This window comes from Streptomyces stelliscabiei, assembly GCF_014873495.1.
In the GTDB taxonomy this organism is placed as follows: Bacteria; Actinomycetota; Actinomycetes; order Streptomycetales; family Streptomycetaceae; genus Streptomyces; species Streptomyces bottropensis.
In genome coordinates this window covers 9,310,693-9,331,632 of the sequence record NZ_JADBGF010000001.1, presented here as the reverse complement: position 1 = coordinate 9,331,632, position 20,940 = coordinate 9,310,693, and the positions used below count along the sequence as shown (strand labels likewise).

24 protein-coding genes and 1 pseudogene are annotated in these 20,940 nt (G+C 72.1%); 16 read left to right on the top strand and 9 right to left on the bottom strand.

The window, feature by feature from the left end:
- The first annotated feature begins 62 nt into the window (after positions 1–62).
- The 3 genes from H4687_RS40755 to H4687_RS40745 all read left to right on the top strand — a co-directional run bounded on the left by H4687_RS40755 (position 63) and on the right by H4687_RS40745 (position 2,098).
- On the top strand, positions 63–635 hold the full coding sequence (locus tag H4687_RS40755) for a MarR family winged helix-turn-helix transcriptional regulator (RefSeq protein ID WP_046917669.1): 573 nt from the start codon (positions 63–65) through the stop codon (positions 633–635).
- Between the two features lie 261 nt (positions 636–896).
- Positions 897–1,535, top strand: coding sequence for a LysE family transporter (locus tag H4687_RS40750; RefSeq protein ID WP_046917680.1), 639 nt, complete (start codon positions 897–899; stop codon positions 1,533–1,535).
- 116 nt (positions 1,536–1,651) lie between these two features.
- The gene (locus tag H4687_RS40745) at positions 1,652–2,098 is read left to right on the top strand and encodes a nitroreductase family deazaflavin-dependent oxidoreductase (RefSeq protein WP_046917670.1); all 447 of its coding nucleotides are present in this window, start codon (positions 1,652–1,654) and stop codon (positions 2,096–2,098) included.
- A 117-nt stretch (positions 2,099–2,215) separates the two neighbouring features.
- Here the strand turns inward: H4687_RS40745 and H4687_RS40740 are convergent, their stop codons facing one another.
- Positions 2,216–3,256, bottom strand: a complete 1,041-nt coding sequence (locus tag H4687_RS40740) for a cation diffusion facilitator family transporter (protein ID WP_046917671.1) — start codon at positions 3,254–3,256, stop codon at positions 2,216–2,218.
- 106 nt (positions 3,257–3,362) lie between these two features.
- On the opposite strand from H4687_RS40740, the gene H4687_RS40735 reads away from it, so the two are divergent.
- Together H4687_RS40735 and H4687_RS40730 are read left to right on the top strand one after the other, a co-directional pair.
- Positions 3,363–4,379 carry a glutathione S-transferase family protein gene (locus H4687_RS40735; protein ID WP_046917672.1) on the top strand — a complete coding sequence of 339 codons (1,017 nt, stop codon included), beginning with the start codon at positions 3,363–3,365 and terminating at the stop codon, positions 4,377–4,379.
- Between the two features lie 34 nt (positions 4,380–4,413).
- Positions 4,414–4,710 (top strand): DUF4235 domain-containing protein, encoded by a 297-nt coding sequence (locus H4687_RS40730; protein WP_005484063.1) that lies wholly within the window; start codon positions 4,414–4,416, stop codon positions 4,708–4,710.
- A 99-nt stretch (positions 4,711–4,809) separates the two neighbouring features.
- Here the strand turns inward: H4687_RS40730 and H4687_RS40725 are convergent, their stop codons facing one another.
- Together H4687_RS40725 and H4687_RS48580 are read right to left on the bottom strand one after the other, a co-directional pair.
- Complete coding sequence (locus tag H4687_RS40725) at positions 4,810–5,202, bottom strand: VOC family protein (RefSeq protein ID WP_046917673.1); 393 nt, start codon at positions 5,200–5,202, stop codon at positions 4,810–4,812.
- A gap of 178 nt (positions 5,203–5,380) precedes the next feature.
- Positions 5,381–5,428, bottom strand: a pseudogene (locus H4687_RS48580) (hypothetical protein); the annotation flags it as partial.
- Positions 5,429–5,704: 276 nt separating this feature from the next.
- Here H4687_RS48580 and H4687_RS40715 point away from each other — a divergent pair.
- Positions 5,705–6,067: a DUF1304 domain-containing protein gene (locus tag H4687_RS40715; RefSeq protein ID WP_046917674.1), complete on the top strand. Its 363-nt coding sequence runs from the start codon at positions 5,705–5,707 to the stop codon at positions 6,065–6,067.
- Positions 6,064–6,636 carry a TetR/AcrR family transcriptional regulator gene (locus H4687_RS40710; RefSeq protein WP_046917675.1) on the top strand — a complete coding sequence of 191 codons (573 nt, stop codon included), beginning with the start codon at positions 6,064–6,066 and terminating at the stop codon, positions 6,634–6,636. The genes H4687_RS40715 and H4687_RS40710 overlap by 4 nt, the downstream gene beginning before the upstream one ends.
- 133 nt (positions 6,637–6,769) lie before the next feature.
- Here the strand turns inward: H4687_RS40710 and H4687_RS40705 are convergent, their stop codons facing one another.
- Both H4687_RS40705 and H4687_RS40700 read right to left on the bottom strand, forming a co-directional pair.
- Positions 6,770–7,879, bottom strand: a complete 1,110-nt coding sequence (locus H4687_RS40705; RefSeq protein ID WP_046917676.1) for an NAD(P)-dependent alcohol dehydrogenase — start codon at positions 7,877–7,879, stop codon at positions 6,770–6,772.
- Positions 7,880–7,911: 32 nt separating this feature from the next.
- Complete coding sequence (locus H4687_RS40700) at positions 7,912–9,369, bottom strand: aldehyde dehydrogenase family protein (protein ID WP_046917677.1); 1,458 nt, start codon at positions 9,367–9,369, stop codon at positions 7,912–7,914.
- 126 nt (positions 9,370–9,495) lie between these two features.
- Here H4687_RS40700 and H4687_RS40695 point away from each other — a divergent pair, with 126 nt between their 5' ends.
- Together H4687_RS40695 and H4687_RS40690 are read left to right on the top strand one after the other, a co-directional pair.
- The gene (locus H4687_RS40695; RefSeq protein ID WP_046917678.1) at positions 9,496–9,924 is read left to right on the top strand and encodes a MarR family winged helix-turn-helix transcriptional regulator; all 429 of its coding nucleotides are present in this window, start codon (positions 9,496–9,498) and stop codon (positions 9,922–9,924) included.
- Positions 9,925–10,095: 171 nt separating this feature from the next.
- Positions 10,096–10,479, top strand: coding sequence for an anti-sigma factor antagonist (locus H4687_RS40690; protein ID WP_046917679.1), 384 nt, complete (start codon positions 10,096–10,098; stop codon positions 10,477–10,479).
- An 87-nt stretch (positions 10,480–10,566) separates the two neighbouring features.
- On the opposite strand, the gene H4687_RS40685 is transcribed toward H4687_RS40690, so the two are convergent.
- Positions 10,567–11,520: a ribose-phosphate diphosphokinase gene (locus tag H4687_RS40685; protein WP_046915232.1), complete on the bottom strand. Its 954-nt coding sequence runs from the start codon at positions 11,518–11,520 to the stop codon at positions 10,567–10,569.
- A gap of 197 nt (positions 11,521–11,717) precedes the next feature.
- Here H4687_RS40685 and H4687_RS40680 point away from each other — a divergent pair, with 197 nt between their 5' ends.
- Both H4687_RS40680 and H4687_RS40675 read left to right on the top strand, forming a co-directional pair.
- Positions 11,718–12,374 (top strand): DUF4230 domain-containing protein, encoded by a 657-nt coding sequence (locus H4687_RS40680; protein ID WP_046915231.1) that lies wholly within the window; start codon positions 11,718–11,720, stop codon positions 12,372–12,374.
- Between the two features lie 302 nt (positions 12,375–12,676).
- A complete protein-coding gene (locus tag H4687_RS40675) occupies positions 12,677–13,339 on the top strand; it encodes a VanZ family protein (protein WP_046915230.1) in 663 nt (220 codons plus the stop codon).
- Here the strand turns inward: H4687_RS40675 and H4687_RS40670 are convergent.
- Positions 13,320–13,556, bottom strand: a complete 237-nt coding sequence (locus H4687_RS40670) for a hypothetical protein (protein ID WP_046915229.1) — start codon at positions 13,554–13,556, stop codon at positions 13,320–13,322. The two genes, H4687_RS40675 and H4687_RS40670, sit on opposite strands and share 20 nt — an antisense overlap.
- Positions 13,557–13,668: 112 nt before the next feature.
- Between H4687_RS40670 and H4687_RS40665 the strand changes: the two genes are divergently transcribed.
- The 3 genes from H4687_RS40665 (at position 13,669) to H4687_RS40655 (ending at position 17,351) form a co-directional block, all read left to right on the top strand.
- Positions 13,669–14,718, top strand: a complete 1,050-nt coding sequence (locus tag H4687_RS40665) for a PHP domain-containing protein (protein ID WP_046915228.1) — start codon at positions 13,669–13,671, stop codon at positions 14,716–14,718.
- Positions 14,719–14,826: 108 nt separating this feature from the next.
- Positions 14,827–15,492, top strand: a complete 666-nt coding sequence (locus H4687_RS40660) for an HAD family hydrolase (protein ID WP_046915227.1) — start codon at positions 14,827–14,829, stop codon at positions 15,490–15,492.
- An 830-nt stretch (positions 15,493–16,322) separates the two neighbouring features.
- Positions 16,323–17,351, top strand: coding sequence for an SDR family oxidoreductase (locus H4687_RS40655; RefSeq protein ID WP_046915225.1), 1,029 nt, complete (start codon positions 16,323–16,325; stop codon positions 17,349–17,351).
- 104 nt (positions 17,352–17,455) lie between these two features.
- On the opposite strand, the gene H4687_RS40650 is transcribed toward H4687_RS40655, so the two are convergent.
- Positions 17,456–17,716 (bottom strand): hypothetical protein, encoded by a 261-nt coding sequence (locus H4687_RS40650; protein WP_046915224.1) that lies wholly within the window; start codon positions 17,714–17,716, stop codon positions 17,456–17,458.
- A 108-nt stretch (positions 17,717–17,824) separates the two neighbouring features.
- The gene (locus H4687_RS40645; protein WP_046915223.1) at positions 17,825–18,799 is read right to left on the bottom strand and encodes a phosphotransferase family protein; all 975 of its coding nucleotides are present in this window, start codon (positions 18,797–18,799) and stop codon (positions 17,825–17,827) included.
- Between the two features lie 224 nt (positions 18,800–19,023).
- On the opposite strand from H4687_RS40645, the gene H4687_RS40640 reads away from it, so the two are divergent.
- Together H4687_RS40640 and H4687_RS40635 are read left to right on the top strand one after the other, a co-directional pair.
- A complete protein-coding gene (locus H4687_RS40640; RefSeq protein ID WP_046915222.1) occupies positions 19,024–19,518 on the top strand; it encodes an FBP domain-containing protein in 495 nt (164 codons plus the stop codon).
- Positions 19,519–19,666: 148 nt separating this feature from the next.
- Entirely contained in the window at positions 19,667–20,935 is a 1,269-nt protein-coding gene (locus H4687_RS40635) for an FUSC family protein (RefSeq protein ID WP_046915221.1), read from the top strand.
- The last annotated feature ends 5 nt before the right edge of the window (positions 20,936–20,940 follow it).

Sequence of the window (20,940 nt, the reverse complement as noted above, 5' to 3'; positions counted from 1 at the left end):
ACAATTTGATGCCGAATGACCGAACCATCGACCCGTCCGCACCACCGATTCGAGGAGCCCCCGTGCCCGGCCAGCGATCCATCACCGAAGCCGAGAAGCTCGCCGCGGCGAAACTGGGGGACTTCCCCATCCGCCGGGACCAGATGGCGGCGGTGGCGAACATCTACCGGGCCGCTTCCGCGGTGCGGCAGCACCTGGAGAACTCCGTGCTGCGCGGCTCCGACCTGACGTGGACGGCCTTCGTGGTGCTGTGGGTCGTGTGGGTGTGGGGCGAGTCCGAGACCCGGCACGTGGCCGAGGAGGCGGGCATCTCCAAGGGCACACTGACGGGGGTGGCCCGCACGCTGGAGTCCCGGGGGCTGGTGCGGCGGACGGCCCACCCGACGGACGGGCGGCTGGTGCTGCTGGCCCTCACCGACCAGGGCGAGGAGCTGATGCGCCGGGTGTTCCCGGCCTTCAACGAGGAGGAGGCCTTCGTCACCGGGCAGCTCAGCGACACGGAGTGCCGGAGCCTCGCGGAGGGACTGCGCAGTGTCGTGCTGCAGGTCGAGGAGCACGGCGAGGAGCGCCGCCGCACGCTGCTGAACGGCGCCGAGCCCGCGCCCCGTCGCAGCGGTCGCCGTCCGAAGGCCTGAGGCCCGCGCGGCGGACGCGCGCGTGCGTCCACTCGGCCACCCCCTCGCATCGCCTGAATCGTTTGGATACAAACAAATTAGGCAGACAGGGAACCCCGGTCAAGAGTCCCCGGTAATTCGATTGCGGGGACGAGGCCCGCGACCCCAGGATCTGCCCATGCTCATCATCGACGCCTCCCTGCCCCTGACCTCCGCCACCGCCACGCCGGTGCGGGGGCAGCAGCAGTCCGGCCGACCGTGGGGACCGACACCGCCCCGGTCATGACGGCCGCGCTCGTCGCGGGACTCCTCGCCGGCTATGGCATCGCCATCCCGGTCGGAGCGGTCGCGACCTACCTCGTCTCCCTCACCGCCCGTACGTCGCTGCGGACCGGAGCCTGCGCCGCGCTCGGCGTGGCGACGGCCGACGGACTGTACGCGCTGCTCGCCGCACTCTGCGGTACGGCCCTCGCGGCCGCCCTCCAGCCGGTGCTCACGCCCCTGCGCTGGGTCTCCGCCCTGGTGCTCCTCGCCCTGGCGGTGCGCGGCGCGGTCACGGCCCTGCGCCAGTACCGCGCCGGACGGCTCACCACCCGCGCGCAGCGGGACCCGGTGAGCCCGGCCCGCGCCTACGTCGCCCTCCTCGGCATCACCCTCCTCAACCCCACCACCGTCGTCTACTTCGCCGCGCTGGTGCTCGGCAGCCGCGCCACCGAGGCCGTCAGCCCGCTGGAGCAGGGGGTGTTCGTCCTCGCCGCGTTCCTCGCCTCCGCGAGCTGGCAACTGCTGCTCGCGGGCGGCGGCGCACTGCTCGGCCGGGCCCTGACCGGACACCGGGGGCGCCTGGTGACGGGCCTGCTGTCCAGTGCCGTGATCGCGGTACTGGCGGTGCTGATGCTGGTGCCGTCGCACGGTGGGTGACGCACGTGCGAAAGGCGGGCAGGTCCCGTGCCCGATCGCCGGGGCGAGGATGAAACGGGGAGGGGCGCGTGTTGAATGCGAGGAACGGCCGAACACGACTACCAGGGACGGTTGCCATGCCACTTGAGGGCGAGTACGAGCCCAGCCCGGCGCAGTGGGTGCGCGAGCAGGTCGAGTTGTACGAGAGCTCGGGCGGCACGCGCGGGACGACGTTGCGGGACACGGGGCTGCCGGTCATCGTGCTCACCACGCGCGGCGCGAAGAGCGGGAAGCTCCGCAAGACACCGCTGATGCGGGTGGAGCACGACGGACGGTACGCGGTCGTGGCCTCGCAGGGCGGCGCGCCCAAGCACCCGGTCTGGTACCACAACCTCAAGTCCGACCCGCTGGTGGAACTCCAGGACGGACCCACGCGGCAGGAACTGACCGCGCGGGAGGTCACCGGGGACGAGAAGGCCGAGTGGTGGGAGCGCGCGGTCGCCGCGTACCCGCCGTACGCGGACTACCAGACCAAGACCGACCGGGAGATTCCCGTCTTCGTGCTGGAGCCGGCGGCGGAATGAGGACCCGCCCGCCGGCCTGCCGCCGGTGAGAAGGGGTGCGAGGGAGAGTGCCGGGGAGCGCGGAGGACATTCCTTCGACACCCCCGCATGACCCCTCGCGCACCGGGCACCCGAGACTCAGGCCCCGCCGCGTTCCCCCGTCGCGGCGGGGCTTTCCCCTGCCCGCTTCCCCGCACCCGTCTTCTCCGTCACGTCGAGGAAGATCTGGTCGGCCTCGGGGACGATGTGGGCGATGGAGCCCTTGATACGGACGGCGACCTGCTCGACCTCCTCGCTGTCGAGGCCGGGGACGAGGTCGACACGGGCGGCCACGAGGGTGGAGTCCAGGCCCAGTTGCATGGTCAGCAGAGCCTCGACGCTGTCGATCTCCGGCTGCGCCGCCAGCAGGGAGCGGATCTTCCGGCTGGGTTCGGCGTCGGCGGCGACCCCGATGAGCTGTTCGCGGGCGTCCCGGCCGAGCCAGTAGGCGACGTACACGAGCAGCGCCCCGATCGCGAACGAGGCGGAGGCCTCCCAGACGACCTGGCCGGTGATCATGTGCAGGACCATCCCGGCGATCGCGAGGGTCACGCCGAGGACCGCCGTGCCGTCCTCGGCGACGACCGTGCGCAGCGCCGGGTCCCGGAGCCCCTCGACACCGCCCTGGCTCCGCACCTGGTGCAGGGCGCGGAGCAGTGAGGCGCCCTCGGAGAGGAGGGCCACACCGAGGACGGCGATGCCGGCCACATAGCCGTCGTAGGACTCGGCGCTCTCGGCCGTCAGGGCGTGGAACGCCTGGTAGAAGGAGAAGCAGCCGCCCATCACGAAGATGCCGACGGCGGCCAGCAGGGACCAGAAGAAGCGCTCCTTGCCGTAGCCGAAGGGGTGCCGGCTGTCGGCGGGGCGGCGGCTGCGGCGCAGCGCGGCGAGGAGGAAGACCTCGTTCAGGCTGTCGGCGACCGAGTGCGCGGCCTCCGACATCAGGGCCGGCGATCCGGCGAGGAGCCCGCCGACGGTCTTGGCCACGGCGATCACGAGGTTGGCGCCGAGGGCGACCAGGACGGTGATCCGCGTCCTGTGGTCCTCCCGCGCCTTGCTCTCGTCGTGGGTCCCCGGCCCTTCGAGCACCGCCCCGCCCCGGTCGTCCGTCGTCTCCGTGTCTGCTGGTGTCCGCGTCACGTTCGCCGCTTGCCCCGACCCGTCGCGCTCACACCGTGGGTGTCGCCGAAATCGGGGAACTCTCATCAGGGCATACGTATCCGGACGGACCGGGAGGTCGGACGGCATGAGTGTCGGCGAGGGCAACGAGGCGTACGGGAGGAAGCCGTTCAAGCGGTCCGGCAGCCACTTCGCGGACCGGGTCACCGCCGACGGCCGGGACGGCTGGCCCGTGGAGGCGGGCCGCTACCGGCTGGTGGTCAGCCGGGCCTGCCCCTGGGCGAGCCGGGCGGTGGTCTCCCGGCGGCTGCTGGGCCTGGAGAACGCCCTGTCGATGGCCGTCGCCGACCCCGTGCAGGACGACCGCAGCTGGCGCTTCACGCTGGACCCCGACGGCCGCGACCCGGTCCTCGGCATCCGGTTCCTGAAGGAGGCGTACGACGCGCGGGAGAGCGACTACCCCGGCGGGGTCAGCGTCCCCGCGCTCGTGGACGTGCCGAGCGGGGAGCTGGTCACCAACGACTACCAGCGACTCACCCTCGACCTCGCCACCGAGTGGACGGCCCTGCACCGCGAGGGCGCGCCCGACCTGTACCCGCGGGCCCTGCGCGACGAGATCGACACCGTCATGGCCGAGGTGTACGAGGACGTCAACAACGGGGTGTACCGGGCGGGCTTCGCCACCGGGCAGGAGGAGTACGAGGAGGCCTGTGCCGGTGTGTTCCGGCGACTGGAGGCGCTGTCGGAGCGGCTGGCACGGCAGCGCTACCTCGTCGGGGAGACGATCACGGAGGCGGACATCCGCCTCTTCACGACCTTGGTGCGTTTCGACCCCGTCTACCACGGTCACTTCAAGTGCAACCGCTGGAAGCTGACGGAGGACCGGGTGCTGTGGGCCTACGCCCGTGATCTCTTCCAGACCCCCGGATTCGGCGACACCGTCGACTTCGACCACATCAAGCGGCACTACTACCAGGTGCACACGGGCATCAACCCGACCGCCGTGGTGCCGCTGGGGCCCGATCTGGCGGGCTGGCTCACGCCGCACGGCCGCGAGGACCTGGGCGGCAGCCCGTTCGGGGACGGGACGGCGCCGGGGCCGGTGCCCGCCGCCGAGGCCGTGGCCCCGCAGGGTCGCCCCTGACCGTCGACATCGCTACACGTAGGAGGAGGACCACATGTCCAAGAAGAAGAAGCTCCCGCTCGCCTACCAGCCGTTGGGCTTCGCCCTCGGCTGGGGAGGCGGTGCGCTGGCCTCGCTGGCGTTCCAGAAGACCTGGAAGCTGATCCGGCACGAGGACGACGCGCCCGACGCGCTGGACCGGGACCGCGGCTGGGGCGAGGTGCTGTTCGCCGCGGCCGTGCAGGGCGCGATCTTCGCGGTCGTGCGCAGCGCGGTGGACCGCGCGGGCGCGAAGGCCATCGAGCGGTCCACCGGGGTGTGGCCGGCCACCGAGAAGGGCGGCCGGGACTGACGTCCGGGGCCGGTCCGGTGACCCGCGGCGCGGGTCACCGGACCGGCCCCGGCCGCGTCGGCCCTCTCGGCGTCGGCCCTGTCGTCAGCCCTGTCGCTGTCAGCCCTGTTTCGGGGCCGTGGACGTTTCGCGGCGCAGGGTGAAGGAGTGACCGGCCGGGTCGGAGTAGCCGCGCTCCTCGAACGGCCCGGCCGCGTCCTTGGTGTCCACCGGGCGGCCGCCGAGCGAGACGATGCGCCGCTCGGCCTCGTCCAGGTCGTCGACGTAGAAGTCCAGATGGGCCTGGAGGGAGTTCTCGGGGCGGGGCCAGCTCGGCGGCGTGGCGTTGACGTCCCTGCGGAAGGCCAGCCGGACGCCGCAGGCGCCCTTGATCTCGACACGGTTGGCCGTCGCGTCGGTCTCCTCCCCGTCCAGCAGCTCCTTGTAGAACACCGCGAGTTTCTCCGGCTCGGCGCAGTCCAGCACCACGAGGCCCGCCTGTACCAGTGCCATGTCTCCTCCGTACGGGATCCCGGGCGCGGGGGACGGTCCGCCGCCGCCCATACGCTCCCCGGGTACCCGCCGGCCACAGATTCAGCCGCAGCGTGAGCGCCTGGCACCGGAACAACTCCCGTTCGTAGAACCGGATCCCGTCCACGTTCCCCGCCGAGGCGGTCACCTCCACGTACGCGGCGCCCCGCTCCCGCGCCCACGCCCACGCGAGAAAGTCACCGACCATCCGCGCCCCGACCCGCCCACGCCGGTGCTCGGGCCGGACGTAGAGCGCCATGAGGCCGGCCGAGGTGACGGGCCGCATGGCGCAGGGGCCGGACAACGAGCCCGAGAGAGGACGCGTCGGAGCCGTAGCGGCACCGGAACCTAGCGGCAGGGTCCGACAGCGCCGTGGTCGTGGTCACAGGGACCTCCGCTGGACTTCATGGACAGTCGTCCAGCTATAGTGGACACCTGTCCAAGAAGTCCGGAAGCTCGAAGTGAACGACGGAGACTGTTGACCATGGAGATCCTGGCGAACGTGCTGGTCGCGCTGGTGGCCTTGCTGCACGCGTACATCCTGGTGATGGAGATGTTCCTGTGGCAGAAGAAGCCGGGGATGAACTTCCATGGCCTGGACGCGGAGATGGCGAAGCGGACGGCGGCGATGGCCGCCAACCAGGGGCTCTACAACGGCTTCCTCGCCGCCGGCCTGGTGTGGGGCCTGATCGCCGGTGACCCGACCGGATACCGGGTCCAGATCTTCTTCCTGGCCTGCGTGATCGTCGCCGGTGTGTACGGCGCCGCCACCGCCAACCGCCGCATCCTCGTCGCCCAGGCGCTCCCCGGCGCGCTCGCCCTGGCCGCCGTCCTCGTCGCGGGATGACCCCGGAGGAACCCCGGGCCACGGAGGACCCCCGGGCCGCCCGCACCCGGGCAAGGCTGCGTCAGGCCCTCCTCGACGAGTGCGCCACCCAGCCCCTGCACGAGGTCAGCGTGGCCGCGCTGGTCCGCCGGGCGGGGGTGGGCCGGGCCACCTTCTACGTGCACTACCCGGACCTGGAGGCGCTGGCCGTCGACGCCTGCGCCGATGTCGTACGGGAGGCCGTGGAGGCGCTGCACGCCTGGCGGGGCCGCCCCGACCCGGTGCGGGCCCCGGCGGCGCTGCCGGAGTTCTTCGCCGGACTCGCCCCGCACGCGGCCCTGTACCGCGCGCTGCTGGCACCCGGCGGCGGCGGGCCGCTCGGCCGGGTCCTGCACCGCGACCTGCGCGCCTACAGCCTCCGCGAACGCGAGCTGGCGGGGGCCGCGGACGCCCCGCTGGTGGCCTCCGCCGTGGCCGCCACCTTCGCCGGAGTCCTCGCCGACTGGCTGCACGGCCTCCTCGACGGCACCCCCCAGGAGATGGCCGACCAGGCCTGGCAACTGCTGGTCGCCCTGCACCGCAGCCGGTGAACCGCACCCCGCCCCGGGTCAGGACGTGCGACGGCCCTGTGGATGACCCGGTGTACGGGTCACCCCCAGGGCCGGGGTCACGCGGGGAGTACGTGCCCCGGCGGGAGATGGCTCCTCGGGACGTCGGAACCCGTCAGAACGTCAGCACGGGCTTGATGCTCCTGCCGCCGCTCATGTCGGCGACCGCCTGGCCGATGTCCTCGAACTTGTAGCGGCTGATCAGCCGGTCGAGCGGGAGCTTGCCCTCCTTCACCAGCTGGACCAGGACCGGGATGGCGGTCTGGATCTCGTTGTCGCCGAGGGTGAGGCCGACGACGCGCTTCCCGCCGAGCATGCCGTTGACGTCGAGGGAGACCTCGGTGCCGAACGGCGGGGCGCCCACGATGACGAGCGTGCCCCGCGCGGCGAGGGCGTCGACGCCCTTGCGGAGCACGAAGACGCTGCCGGTGGTCTCGACGACGCCGTCGGCGCCCCGGCCGCCGGTGATCTCCATGACCGCCTCGGTGATGTCGGCGGCCTCGCCGGCGTTCACCGTGTGGGTGGCGCCCAGCTCCTTGGCCAGGTCCAGCCGCTCACCGACCTTGTCGACGGCGATGACCGTCGTCGCGGGGGTGAGGGCCGCCGCCATCACGGCGGACAGACCGACGGCTCCGGCGCCGAGGACGACGAGGGTGCTGCCCGCGCGGGGCTCCAGCACGTTCCAGACGGCGCCGACACCGGTCTGGACGCCGCAGCCGAGCGGGGCGATGGAGTCCAGCGGTACGTCCGGGTCGACCTTGACGAGACCGCGCTCGTCGACCAGGGCGCGCTCGGCGAAGGAGGACTGGCCGAAGAAGTGCCCGCCGAGGTCCTGGCCGTCGCGGCTGATGGTGCTGGTGCCGTCGGCCCGGCGTCCGCCGAGCAGGTTCAGCGGCAGCCAGGTGGCGCAGTACGCCGGGTGCCCGTCCCGGCAGTTCGGGCAGGTGCCGCAGGAGGTGAAGGACAGCACGACGTGGTCGCCGGGCACGACGGAGGTGACGCCCGGGCCGACGGCCTCGACGACACCGGCGCCCTCGTGGCCCAGCACGCCGGGCAGCGGGAAGGGCAGCCCGCCGCTCGCGACCCCCAGGTCGGTGTGGCAGAGCCCGGCGGCGACCATGCGGACCAGGACCTCGCCCGGGGCCGGCTGGTCGAGGACGACCTCGGAGAGGGTGAAGGGCGCGCCCCCGGACTCGACCACGGCGGCGCGTGTGGTGGTGGACATGCTCATGAACTCCTTGGATTCCGGGGAGGCGCTCAGTCGAGCGAGACGACGACGGACTTGACCTTGGTGTAGGACTCCAGGGCCTCGGGACCGTACTCGCGGCCGAAGCCGGAGGCCTTCACGCCGCCGAAGGGCACGGCGGGGTCGAGCATCGGCCAGTCGTTGACCCAGACGATGCCGGCCTGGAGGCGGTCGGCGACGCGGTGGGCACGGGTGAGGTCCGTGGTCTGGATGCCGGAGGCGAGGCCGTACGGCGTGGAGTTGGCCAGCTCGACGGCCTCGTCCTCGGAGTCGAAGGGCTGCACGGTGAGGACCGGACCGAAGACCTCCTCCTGCACGACGCGGGAGTCGTTGGCGAGGTCGGCGATGACGGTGGGCTTGTAGTAGTAGCCGCCGTCCAGGTCGAGGCGCTCGCCGCCGCAGACGATGCGGCCGCCCTCCTTGCGGGCCAGCTCGACGTAGTCCTCGACCTTCTTCAGGTGCCGCTCGCCCGCCATCGGGCCGATGACCGTCTCGGGCCGGCGGGGGTCGCCGATGGGCACGCCGGGCACGGCCTCGGCGAGGATGCCGAGGACGGTGTCGTGGACCGAGCGGGCGACCAGCAGGCGGGGGCCGCCCATGCAGAACTGGCCGGTGTTGAAGACGAAGCCCTTGATGATGGCGCCGATGGCCTTCTCGATGTCGGCGTCCTCGAAGACGAGGTGGGCGGCGTTGCCGCCCAGTTCCATGGTGACCTGCTTCAGGCCCTCCCCGGCGACGCTCGCCGCGTGCCGGCCGGTGGCGGTGGAGCCGGTGAAGGCGATCTTGTCGACGCCGGGGTTGCGCAGCAGCGCCTCGCCCGCGACCGGGCCCGTGCCGGTGACCACGTTGTAGACACCGTCCGGGACGCCGGCCTTCTGCAGGAGGCCCGCCATGTAGAGGGCGCTGAGCGGGGTCTCCTCGGCGGGCTTGTGCACGACCGTGTTGCCGGCCGCCAGGGCGGGGGCGATCTTGCTGCCGGCCAGGATCAGCGGGAAGTTGAACGGGGTGATCGCGCCGACCACACCGATCGGCCCGCGCCTGGTGTACGCGAGGCGGTTGTTCGGGACGTCACGGGCGGAGCCGTCCAGGGACCAGGCCAGGGAGGCGTAGTACTCGTAGTCGTTGGCCGCGTTCGTCACGTCGACGGCGTGGGCCAGGGTGATGGGCTTGCCCACGTCACGGCTCTCCAGGGCCGCGATCTCATCGGCGTTCTCCCGGATCAACTCGGCCACGCGGTGCAGGATCCGGCCGCGCTCACGGCCGCTCAGCCCGGACCACGTACCGCTGTCGAACGCCTCGCGCGCGGCGCGCACGGCGGCGTCCACATCGGCGGCGCCCGCCTCCGCGACCGTCGTGACCACCTGGCCCGTGGACGGGTCGATCACGTCGGCACGTGCTCCGTCGGTCGCGTCGAGCCACTGTCCACCGATGAACAGCCGCCCGGGCCCGCTCTCGAAGGTGGTCGTCATTGCCCACTCCTCAGCCTTGATCAAGCTCGCTTCGGCATTGATCGCCAAATCTTCAACCAACAGGAATCCTGTTGGTTCGCAGTCTCATTACACACAGGTTTCCTGTCAATGCCCTACGCTGACCCCATGGTCGGCACCAAGGCACCCCCCTCCCTCCTCTACATGGTCAAGCAGGTCGAGCTGGTTGTCCGCTCGCACCTGGACGAGCTGGTCAGGCCGGCCGGGATCACGGCCCTGCAGTACACGTCCCTGACCGTGCTGGAGCGGCACGACGGGCTCTCGGCCGCCCAGCTCGCCCGCGACTCCTTCGTCACGGCCCAGTCCATCGCCGACGTCGTGCGCAGTCTGGAGAACCGGGGACTCGTGCGCCGGGAGCGCAATCCGCGCAACCGGCGCGAGCTGCTGATCCTGCTGACCGACGAGGGGCGCGAGCTGCTCGCGCGCTACGCCGAACCCATGCGTGACCTGGAGGAACGCATGCTCAGCGGCCTCACCCCACACCAGGCCGACCAGTTCCGGCAGGCACTGTCCAGGGCCTGGCACGCCCTGTCGTAGGGCACTCTGCGCAAAACTCCGGACGGATTGCCGGAGAAATCAAAGACATATGTCAATCGAACATGCTGAAATTCACCCTGACGGGGGTAACTTGCAGTGCAGGGACGGGTGTTGCTCTCCTGTCTGCCCTCATGCCCGTCCTCACTCAGTCCGGTTGGAGGCGATGCCGTCGTGTCGAGCGACCCCACACCGCCCACGACCGGGTACCTGCGCGTCCGCACGGACCGCGGCCGTACCGTGCTCGAACTCCACGGCGAGATCGACATCGCGGCGGCCGTGGAGATCATCCCGCACCTCGACGCGGTGACGAGCGGCCCCGGCGCCCGGATCGTGATCGACCTGCGGCATGTCGAGTTCTTCGACTGCTCGGGTCTGCGGCTGCTCTACCGGGCCCGGCAGCGGGTGCTCGACCGCGACGGCGAACTGCGGCTGGTCTGCACCCACCCGCTCACCCTGCGCGTCCTCAAGGTCACCGGACTGGCCCGGCTGCTGCCGCCCGCCCCCTCGCTGGAGGCGGCCCTGGAACAGTCCGAGGCCGCGACCGGCACGTTATGACCCCGCCGCCCAGCCCTTGTCGCCCCCTCCCCCAAGCCCCCTCCAAGCCCCACCCCACCCCTCCCCCCGCCCCCTTCGCTGCCCCCGCTACTCCCTCGACGGCGCGTCGAACAAAGCACTGACGGACTCGCCGTTGTGGATGCGGCGCACGGCCTCCGCGAGCGCCGGCGCGATGGAGAGGATCCTGAGCTTCTCGGTACGCTCCTCGACCGGCACGGGCACGGTGTTGGTGCAGACGATCTCCAGGATGTCGGGCTGCGCGCTCAGCCTCTTGAGGGCACCCGCCGCGAACAGCCCGTGCGTGCACGCCACCCGGATCGATCGCGGCCCCAACTCCCGCAGCCGCTCCAGTAGTTCGAGAACCGTACTGCCCTTGGCGATCTCGTCGTCGAGAACGATCACATCCCGCCCGGCGACCTCGCCGATCACCGAGTTGATGCTCACCCGGTCGTCCGCGAACCGCTGCTTGGCACCCGCCGCGACCTGCGCCCCGATCATCCGCGCGAACGCCGCCGCCTCCTTGGCGTTGCCCAGGTCCGGCGAGACGACCGTCGTACGCGACAGGTCGTACTGCCGGAAGTGCGCCGCCAGTTCGCGCAACGCGTGCAGATGGTCGACCGGCACCGAGAAGAAGCCGTGCACCTGCGGTGAGTGCAGGGTCATGGCGAGGACGCGGCCGGCGCCCGCCGACACCATCAGGTCGGCCACCAGTCGGCCGCCGAGCGAGATCCGCGGCGCGTCCTTCTTGTCGGAGCGGGCGTAGGAGTAGTGCGGCATGACCACGGTGATGCGGCCGGCCGAGGCACCGCGTGCCGCGTCGCACATCAGCAGCAGCTCGACCAGGTGCTCCTGGACGGGCGCGACGAGCGGCTGCACCAGGAACACGTCCTTCTCCCGGCAGTTGGCCTGGAGCTGCACCTCCAGGCAGTCGTTGGCGAAACGGCTCACCCGGGACGGGCTCAGCGGCACCCCCAGGTGCGCGCACACCTCGTCCGCCAGCTCGGGGTGGGCGCTGCCGGTGAAGACGGCGATGTCACGCACGGTCGGCTCCTCGTATGAACATGATCATTACGGGTGGCGCGGCTCATGCTACTGGCCGCCCCGCGTACGCCGATCGATTGCGGCCGCCCGGACGCGGCCCACCCCACCCCCTACGGCCGATTGCGGACAATCAGCGGCTCGGCGTTCCCCCAGGGTGTTTGCGGGCAATCGTTGAAGCAGGAAGGAGGACCGTCGACATGACGACGTCCATCAAGCGCACGCGGCTGCCCGGCTGGGCCAAGCTGCTCATCGGCGTGGTCATCCTCATCGTGGTGCTGCTGGCCGCGCTGCGGATGCTGGTCTTCGGGGGACTGAAGGACGTGTTCGGCACCGAGGAGCACGACCGCTCGGGGCCCACACTCCTGAAGTCCATCCAGGACATGAGCCGTTACGACGCCGCCTCGGGCAACTTCCAGGTGGTCGTCGACCTGGAGAAGGACGCCAAGTACCTGCCGGACGCGATCCGCGGCACCCGCACGCTGTACGTCGGCGCGGGCACCGTCGACGCCTACGTCGACCTCGGCAAGGTCGGCGACGACGACGTGAAGGTCGACGAGGACCGCACGTCGGCCACCATCAACCTCCCGCACGCGCGACTGGGCAAGCCCGCCCTCGACACCGAGCACTCCTACGCGGTCTCCAAGCAGCGCGGACTGCTCGACCGGCTCGGCGACATGTTCTCCGACAACCCCAACGGCGAACAGGCCGTACAGCGCCTGGCCGTCAAGCACATCGGCGACGCCGCGAAGGACAGCAAGCTCACGGACCGCGCCGAGGCCAACACCACCGACATGCTCGAAGGGCTCCTGACGTCCCTCGGCTTCAAGGAGGTGAAGGTGACCTACGGGTCCTGACGTCCGCCGCCGCGGGTCCGCGCCCTCCCCTGGTTCGGGGAGGGCGCGCCGTACGCCGGCTCGACCACCGCCCGCGCACGAACGCGCCCTCCCACGCCCTCCCACTCCCGGGTGCCTCCCCAGCACCCCTCGAACGGGAGCGGGCCCCTGTCACACCCGTCCCGGAGTGCCCAGGGCCGGCGAGGGGAAACCTGCGAGGTTCAGCGGACGACTTTCCCGCCCAGGTCGTCCGGGTGGGAATCGTGGACCGCTTCAGGGGTAACAGCTTGGGGACAGAGGGCAGTTGACATCGGGAGGGTCGCATGGCCGGCACCACGTCACGTTCCGGTTCCACGACGTCCGGCCGCCGTCCCCCGGCGTCCCCGCACGATCGACGGCCACTCCCGCTGCCTCTGCGGCTGCTGGCGATGGCACTGGCCTTCCTGGCCATGGTGGCGTTCGGCGCGGTCCTGGCCGGGCTCACCCTCCAGCCCTCCCCGGCGTCGGAGGCGCTCACCCACAGCAACCTCACTCCGGGCAGCTCGCTGGAGCTCTACTGGCATCACCCCGACCCGCGCGACGCGCTGAAACAGGTCGGCGGGAACATCCTGCTGGGCGTGCCGTTCGGCTTCCTGCTCCCGGTGCTGGCGCCCGGGGCGCGCGGCCTGCTGCGCGTACCCGCGCTGACGGCGGTGGTGATGCTGCTGGTCGAGCTGGTGCAGGGCGCCCTCGTCACCGGACGCGCGTTCGACATCGACGACGTCATCCTCAACACGACGGGTGCGCTGCTGGGCTATCTGCTGCTGGGCCGGCGGCTCGGCCGGGCCGTGCACGCCCGCGCCCCGCGCGAGCCGAGGACCGCACCGGCCCCGCGCAGGGCTCCCGCACGCAAGACACCCGCGCGGAGGACACCGCGCGGCGCCGCCTGGGCACAGCGCCTGCGGGTGAGCCGCCGCCGCGGGAGTGCTAGCGCGGCCTCCAAGTGAGTTTGTCGCCGCCGACCCAGCGGACCTGGTCGGGGTCGTCGAGATCGTGGACGACGACCCCGAACGCCGCCGCGGCCTGGAGGACGTCCGTCAACGTCTTCGCCTCGCCGACCACCTGGCCGTCGATCTCCACGATCCGGAACGGCGGTGTACCGGGCTGTACCCCGAGCACCATGACCCGGGGGTGGGAAATGTAGGGGCTCGCGCTTTCGGTCATGTCTAGAGCGTAGAGCGGTTCCGGCCGCCGTGCGGGTGGCCGGGGACGGGGCCGGCCGCCGTGCGGGTACCCGGGGACGGGGTGACGCTGGAAGCGGAAGGCTGGAGGTGGCATGGATCCCGTCGAGGCCCTGGATCGGATCGCTTTCCTGCTGGAGCGGGACCGGGCTCCCACCTATCGCGTACGCGCGTTCCGTACGGCCTCGGCCGTGCTCGGGGCGCTGTCGGCCGACGAGCTGGCCGAACGGGCGGCGGCGGGCTCGCTGGAGTCCTTGAAGGGGGTCGGGCCCAAGACCGCGCAGGTGGCGCGCGAGGCGCTGGCCGGGGAGGTGCCCGCCTACCTGCGCAAGCTGGAACAGGGGGCCGAGGCCCCGCTCACGGAGGGTGGCGCGGGCGCGGAGCTGAGAGAGCTGATCCGGGGGGACTGCCATGTGCACTCGGACTGGTCGGACGGCGGCAGCCCGATCGAGGAGATGGGCCGGACCGCCGCGCGCCTCGGCCACGAGTGGACGGTGCTCACGGACCACTCCCCCCGGCTGACCGTCGCCCGGGGCCTGTCCCCGGAGCGGCTGCGGGAGCAGCTCGACGTGGTGGCCGCGCTGAACGAGACCTGGGCGCCGTTCCGGCTGCTCACCGGTATCGAGTGCGACATCCTCGACGACGGTTCGCTGGACCAGGAGCCCGAGCTGCTGGAGCGGCTCGACGTGGTGGTGGTGTCCGTGCACTCCAAGCTGCGGATGGACGCGCGCGCGATGACCCGGCGAATGATGGCGGCCGTCCGCGACCCGCACTCCGACGTGCTGGGGCACTGCACGGGGCGGCTGGTCACCGGGCGGGGGCGGCCCGAGTCGGAGTTCGACGCGGAGGCGGTGTTCGCGGCGTGCGCGGAGACGGGGACGGCGGTGGAGATCAACTCACGGCCCGAGCGGCTGGATCCGCCCCGGCGCCTGCTGCGGACCGCCGTGGAGGCGGGGGCCCTGTTCTCCGTCGACACGGACGCGCACGCGCCCGGGCAGTTGACGTGGCAGGTGCACGGATGTGCTCGGGCGGAAGAGTGCGGGGTACCCGCGGAACGGGTGGTGACCACCTGGGGGGTGGAAGAGGTTCTGGGATGGGCCCGGGACCGGGAGATTCCCGGCCGGGTGGGGGTGGCGGGTGCCTGAACGCCGGAAATTCGGCGGCCGGGCGGGTACGGGGCCCTCGCGGCCGGGAGCGCGGTTCCCCGCGCCTGTCCGGGCGCGGACACGGGAGTTGTCGAGGAAGGTGAGCCGATGAGCAGGGCTGCTGTTTTCGATGTCGACGGGACTCTTGTCGACACCAATCATCTGCATGTCGTCGCCTGGTGGGAGGCGTTTCGGCAGGCTGGGCACCAGGTGTCCATGCACGACGTGCACCGGGCGGTGGGGCTGCCGTCCGGGGATCTGATCACGCATCTGCTGGGTGAGGAACGCGATCCGCAGGAGAAGGACACGCTGAGCGCCGCGCACAAGGCGTTGTACGGGACGTACTTCGAGCGCCTGCCCGCGCTGCCGGACGCGGGGCGGCTGCTGCGGCGGCTCGACGGGGCGGGCTGGAGCGTGGTGCTGGCGACCTCGGCGGGCGGGACGGAGCTGGCGGCGCTGCGGCGGGCGATCGGGGCCGGCGACGCCATCACCGCGACCACGAGCGCCGATGACGTGGCCGAGGGGAAGCCCGCGCCGGATCCGGTCGAGCAGGCCCTGGAGCTGGCGGGCGCGCGGGCCGAGCGGTCGGTGTTCGTCGGGGACACCGTCTGGGACATGCGGGCGGGCGCCCGGGCGGGAGTGCGCTGTGTGGCGGTGCTCAGCGGCGGCATCCCGAGGGTCGAGCTGGAGGCGGCCGGCGCGGAGGCGGTGTTCCGCGATCCCGCCCATCTGCTGGCCGCGCTGGAGGAGAGTCCGCTCGGGCGGGAGGAATGACCTGGTGACGACCGCTGCGGGCGGCCGTGGGGGACGTGACGCAGATCACCGGCAATGTCCGGATACGTAAGGAACACCCCCTGGTACTTTCCCGTTGAACCAACCGTGGGTGTGGATGGGACAGTGTCCCCGGGCCTCACCTTTTGCCCACAGGGACGATCGTTCGGCTGAAGCCCTGTGGAGCCTTTCGCCGAGAGGCGACCGCCATCCGCACCCACACACAGACCGCCCCGACCGCGATTCCCCCGTCCCGGTCGGGGCTTCCCTCTTCTCCGGCCCGTTCAGGCGCCGGGTTCCCTCGGGCCGGCCACGGAGAGGACGGCGCCGAGCGTCTCAGGTCGAGTCCACGGCCGTCGGTGTCGGCGGGCCGGTCGGGGTGCGGGGGCACGCTGCTCGGCCGCGTACTCCTCGTAGTACTTCCGCTGCAGGGCCGGCAGCCGGTATCCCTCGACGAGCAGCAGGCGCAGCCCGTCCAGCCAGTGACCGTGCCTCGGCCGGCCGGTCCAGCACGCCCGCGCGCAGCAGGGCGTAGGCGCCCCGTGGCGTCGGCCCTGCGCTCGTCGACCAGCAGGATGCCGGTCCCGCGCACGTCGACGAGCGGCTCGTCGCGGTCGTGGACGGGTACGGCCGCCACCCTCGGGTCGGACATCAGGATGATCTCGGTCATGGACCCGGTCACCCCGTGGGGCGGGGCGGCTGCCGCCGGATTCGGCCAGGAAAGCGGACGGAAGCCGTGGCGGGCGGTGTGTCCGGTTATGACCGCGTGCATGAGTGGGGCCCGGGTACTCGTGGGCGGCTCGGAGTGACGAAACGCGCGAGAGGAGTCAGCGGTGAACGGAGAATCCGGCGGCAGGATCGTGGTCACTGGCGCCACCGGCAATGTGGGGACGAGTCTGGTGCGTCTGCTCGCGGAGGACGAGCGGGTCGACGAGGTAAGGGGGCTGGCCCGTCGGGTGCCCGCATGGACACCCGCGAAGACGCACTGGTCGGCCGTGGACGTGGGGTCCGAGCAGGCCGATCTGGTCAAGGAGTTCGAGGGGGCGGACGCGGTCGTCCATCTCGCCTGGGCGTTCCAGCCGACCCACGACCCGGCCTCGACCTGGCGGACCAATGTGCTGGGCAGTATGCGGGTCTTCGAGGCGGTGGCGGCGGCCGAGGTCCCCACTCTGGTGCACGCCTCGTCCGTGGGCGCCTACTCGCCCGGGCCGAAGGGCCGCGCGGTCGACGAGTCGTGGCCCACGCACGGCTGGCCGGACGCCGCGTACTGCCGGGAGAAGGCGTATCTGGAGCGCGCCCTGGACTCCTTCGAGCACGAACATCCCGGGGTCCGGGTGGTGCGGATGAGGCCCGCGTTCCTCTTCAAGCGGGAGTCGGCGAGCGAGCAGCGCCGTATCTTCGGCGGTCGTTTCCTGCCGGGGTCGCTGGCCCGGCCGGAACTGCTGCCGTTCCTGCCCGACATTCCCGGGCTGAAGGTGCAGACGCTGCACACCGACGACGCCGCCCGGGCCTACCGGCTGGCGCTGCACAGCGACGCCCGCGGGGCCTTCAACCTCGCGGCGGAGTCCCCCGTGGACGCCGAGCTGCTCAGCGAGATGCTGGGGTCCCGTCCGGTGAAGCTGCCCCGGGCGGCGGTCCGCTCGGCGGTCGCGGCCGCGTGGAACCTGCGGCTGCTGCCCGCCTCACCGCATCTCTTCGACGCCGTGCTGCGGCTGCCGCTGATGGACTGCTCCAAGGCCCGTGACGAGCTGCGCTGGCATCCGGAGCACACGGCGGTGGAGGTGCTGGAGGAGTTCCTGGAGGGGCTGCGGCAGGGCGCCGGAGCGGACACCGAACCGCTGCGGGGGCGCAAGGCCGGCTGAGCACGCCGGCCACGTCCCGGACTCCCGCGCATGACGGCGCCTCCCCGGGTCCCACCGGGGAGGCGCCGAGTCCTGCCGGGTCGCCGGCGACGTCGGGGAGCCGGTCAGCCGGACGGCTCGTCGGGCACGGGCTGCTCGGGGTCGACGGCGCCCGACCGGGCCGCGCCCTGGCGGCCGGTACCCGCCTCGTCCGTGTCGGGCACGTCGGCGTCGTCCTGCGACGCGTCCTCGTCCCGCGCGTCGCCGGTGGCGCGCGCCGGCGCCACCTCCCACGGGTCCTCGCCCTCGTTCGCCTGCTGATCGGGCATGTCCCTCGGTACGGGGTCCGGGTGCTCGCCGGGACCCTCCAGCCGGTGATCGGTCACGGCGTGCTCCTTCCTGTCCGAGTGGTGCGCCTCCCTGTCCCCGGGGTGCGCCGCACGCGGGTACCACGATGTGATCGGCACAAACCAGGAGTTCCGATGGCCGTGCCGTCAGGAAAGGGCGCGCAGCTCCTCCAGGGCCCCCGTCAGCTGCGGCGCCACCGCCTCCCGTCGCCATGCGAGGTGCCCGTCGTCCAGGGCGCGCGGCACCGCCTCGACCAGCATGATCAGGTAGAGGTAGCTGCGGTACAGGGCGTAACGGCGGCGGGCCGACGGCGTGAACTCGATCTCGCCGCCCGCCTCCTGATAGCCCGTCAGGAAGTCGGAGTCCCGGCGGATGTCGCCGAGCAGCGCGAGCGAGACGAAGTCCGCGACCGGGTCGCCCCAGAACATGCGCTCACCGTCGATCAGAGCGCCGACGCGCGGCGTTCCCCCGCGCTCGACCAGGATGTTGCCCGGCCACAGGTCGAAGTGGACCAGTCGCGGCACGGTCACGTCGTCGAGGGCGTCGTAGGCGGCCCGCGCCGTGCGGGCCACCTCGTCCACGGGGAGGGGCAGCCAGGCCCCGTAGCGGCGGGCGTCGGCGAGGATGCCGTCGTAGAGAGCAGCGAAGGCGGTGCGCCAGTCGGCGGTGAGGGGTCCGAACCCGCCGGACGGGTAGCCGAAGCCGGGGCCGGTCACCCGGTGGAGGCGGGCGACCAGACCGCCCAACTCCCGGCGCACCGGCCCCTCTTCGGCGGGCTCCAGATCCTCCCAGCCACCCCCCGGGCAGTGGGTGAGCAGGAGGTGGCGGCCGGTGGGGGCGGATGCGTCGAGGGCGGCCGCGACGACCCGTGGGGCGGGGACGCCGACGGTCTCGGCGGCCCGGCAGAACTCGGCCTCGGCGCCGAGGAGTTCACTCTCGTAGGTCAGGCCGGGGGTGGTGGACGGCGGGGGGATCTTGAGGATCAGCCGGGTGCCGTCGGTGAGGCGCAGTTCCTCGACCGTGTTGTACGTGCCGCCGCCGAGCGGCAGCCGCTCGGCGAGAGCCCCGGGCGCCAGCCCCGCCGCCGCCAGGGCGAGCCGCGCCCGCTCCCCGTCGTCCACTCCGGTCCCCCTGTCTCCGGTCGGCCGTCCGCCTCGTCGCGTCCGCGCACAGCCCTGCGGGATCACTCTGTCAGGCGGGTCCGCGCGACTGAAGCCCACGACGAGCCCTCCGGCGGGAGGGGTACGCGAAAATCCATTGGTCTCCCGCCCATGGGCCGAGTAGCTTAGGCGAAAACCTAGTGTCCCTAGGTTGGACCGGCGATCACTCCCCTGGAGGAACCCTCATGAAGCCCCTCACCGAGCAGGACATCCGCGGCTCGTTCGTGAACTGTTCCAAGGGCGAGGCGAAGCGGATCTCCCTCCCCCGCGATCTGGAGCGGAGGCCCTGGGACGATCTGGACTTCCTCGGCTGGCGGGACCCGGGCGCGCCCGATCGGAGCTATCTCGTGACCGAGCGGGCGGGGCGGCCGACGGGTGTCACGCTGCGTTTCCCGGCGGCGCAGCGCGGCTTCCTGCATCGGAGCATGTGTGCGTTGTGTCTGACGACCCATCGGGGCGGCGGGGTCTCGCTGATGACGGCGCGGAAGGCCGGCGCGGCCGGGCGCGAGGGGAACTCCGTGGGGCTGTACATGTGCGCCGACCTGGCGTGCTCGCTGTACGTGCGGGGCAGGAAGGCGCTCGACACGGGGAGCCGCTTCGAGGAGAGCCTCACCGTGGAGGAGCAGATCGCCCGGACGGTGGGCAATCTGTCGGCGTTCCTGGACAGGCTGTACGACTGAGGCGGGCCACAGGCGCCCCGCACCACAGCCGTCTCCCGGCCGTCCGCCTCCTTGGCCGTCCGCCTCCCGGCCCTTCCGCCGATCACCCAGGTGACTACTGTCCTCGGTCAGGAGTTCGGTGGAGCGACGGAGTGGGAACAGCGCAAGGATGCGAGACGTACGTGATGTGTGGGACCTGATCGGCACGAGGGTCGCCAAATGGCGGCAGGACCCGGTGGTCGTGCAGTCGGTGCGGTCGGCGGCGGCCGCCTCGGTGGCCTATGTGGTGGCCTTGCAGCTCACCTCGGAGCCGGCGCCCCTGACGGCTCCGCTCACCGCACTCCTCGTCGTGCAGGTGACCCTCTACTCCACCCTCACCACGGGCATCCGGCGGGTGAACTCGGTGGTCGCCGGCGTCGTCATCGCCATCGGCTTCAGCATCCTGGTGGGCCTCACCTGGTGGAGCCTCGCCCTGATCATCCTGGCCTCGCTCGCGGTGGGGCATCTGGTGCGGGTCAGCGAGTTCGTCCCCGAGGTGGCGATCAGCGCGATGCTGGTGCTCGGGGTGACCAGGGTCGGCGACACGGCGTGGGCGCGGGTCATGGAGACGCTGATCGGCGCGGTCGTCGGACTCGCCTTCAACCTCCTGCTCGCTCCCCCGGTGTGGGTGGAGGCGGCCGGAGAGTCCATCGAGGACCTGGCCCGGCGGATGCGGCAGCTGATGATCCGCGTCGGCGAGGAGGCCGCGGGCCGCACCCCGGCGGAGGCCGCGGCGGCCCGGCTCCACGAGGCACGGGAACTCGACTTCGACATCGTCGAGGTCGACGCGGCGCTCCAGCAGGCCGAGGACAGCCTGAAGCTCAATCCGCGCGTACGGGAGGGCCTGCTGCACCGGGTCGTGCTGCGCACGGGTCTGGACACGCTGGAGATCTGCACGGTGGTCCTGCGGGTGCTGGCCCGCACCCTGACCGACCTCGCCAAGGAGCGGGAGCCCGATCCGCTGTTCGTCCCCCAGGTGGGGGCGGCCGTCGAGCGGCTGCTGGCCGAGATCGGCGACGCCGTGGTCAGCTTCGCGGTGCTGGTGACGACCGATGTCAGCCGCAGCGCCGAGTCCGCGGAGGACCGGCTCACCGCCGAGTTGTCGGCGGCCGCCGCGACCCGCGACAAGCTGGCCCAGCTCCTTCTCGAAGAGGTCCAGCGGGACGCCGCCCAGTGGCAGCTGCACGGTGCCGTGCTGACGGAGGTCAACCGCATCCTGGACGAGCTGGACACCGAGCACCGCTCCAAGAGGCTCCTGGAGGAACTCGACCGCTGCACCCGTGAACAGCGCGAGCGCTCCCCCCGGCTCACGCGCCTGCGCGACCGCGTGCGCATCCCGCGCCCCCTCCGGCGGAACCGGTCCGGCCTCGCCGGACGTACTACCGGACGTACCGGGTGACGTCG

What these genes read in the sequence shown, in the direction of transcription:
- H4687_RS40750 (WP_046917680.1), top strand. Translation starts at nt 897, where the DNA reads ATGACGGCCGCGCTCGTCGCGGGACTCCTCGCCGGCTATGGCATCGCC.
- H4687_RS40745 (WP_046917670.1), top strand. Translation starts at nt 1,652, where the DNA reads ATGCCACTTGAGGGCGAGTACGAGCCCAGCCCGGCGCAGTGGGTGCGC.
- H4687_RS40735 (WP_046917672.1), top strand. Translation starts at nt 3,363, where the DNA reads ATGAGTGTCGGCGAGGGCAACGAGGCGTACGGGAGGAAGCCGTTCAAG.
- H4687_RS40730 (WP_005484063.1), top strand. Translation starts at nt 4,414, where the DNA reads ATGTCCAAGAAGAAGAAGCTCCCGCTCGCCTACCAGCCGTTGGGCTTC.
- H4687_RS40725 (WP_046917673.1), bottom strand. Translation starts at nt 5,202, where the DNA reads ATGGCACTGGTACAGGCGGGCCTCGTGGTGCTGGACTGCGCCGAGCCG.
- H4687_RS40715 (WP_046917674.1), top strand. Translation starts at nt 5,705, where the DNA reads ATGGAGATCCTGGCGAACGTGCTGGTCGCGCTGGTGGCCTTGCTGCAC.
- H4687_RS40710 (WP_046917675.1), top strand. Translation starts at nt 6,064, where the DNA reads ATGACCCCGGAGGAACCCCGGGCCACGGAGGACCCCCGGGCCGCCCGC.
- H4687_RS40705 (WP_046917676.1), bottom strand. Translation starts at nt 7,879, where the DNA reads ATGTCCACCACCACACGCGCCGCCGTGGTCGAGTCCGGGGGCGCGCCC.
- H4687_RS40700 (WP_046917677.1), bottom strand. Translation starts at nt 9,369, where the DNA reads ATGACGACCACCTTCGAGAGCGGGCCCGGGCGGCTGTTCATCGGTGGA.
- H4687_RS40695 (WP_046917678.1), top strand. Translation starts at nt 9,496, where the DNA reads ATGGTCGGCACCAAGGCACCCCCCTCCCTCCTCTACATGGTCAAGCAG.
- H4687_RS40680 (WP_046915231.1), top strand. Translation starts at nt 11,718, where the DNA reads ATGACGACGTCCATCAAGCGCACGCGGCTGCCCGGCTGGGCCAAGCTG.
- H4687_RS40675 (WP_046915230.1), top strand. Translation starts at nt 12,677, where the DNA reads ATGGCCGGCACCACGTCACGTTCCGGTTCCACGACGTCCGGCCGCCGT.
- H4687_RS40670 (WP_046915229.1), bottom strand. Translation starts at nt 13,556, where the DNA reads ATGACCGAAAGCGCGAGCCCCTACATTTCCCACCCCCGGGTCATGGTG.
- H4687_RS40665 (WP_046915228.1), top strand. Translation starts at nt 13,669, where the DNA reads ATGGATCCCGTCGAGGCCCTGGATCGGATCGCTTTCCTGCTGGAGCGG.
- H4687_RS40660 (WP_046915227.1), top strand. Translation starts at nt 14,827, where the DNA reads ATGAGCAGGGCTGCTGTTTTCGATGTCGACGGGACTCTTGTCGACACC.
- H4687_RS40640 (WP_046915222.1), top strand. Translation starts at nt 19,024, where the DNA reads ATGAAGCCCCTCACCGAGCAGGACATCCGCGGCTCGTTCGTGAACTGT.
- H4687_RS40635 (WP_046915221.1), top strand. Translation starts at nt 19,667, where the DNA reads ATGCGAGACGTACGTGATGTGTGGGACCTGATCGGCACGAGGGTCGCC.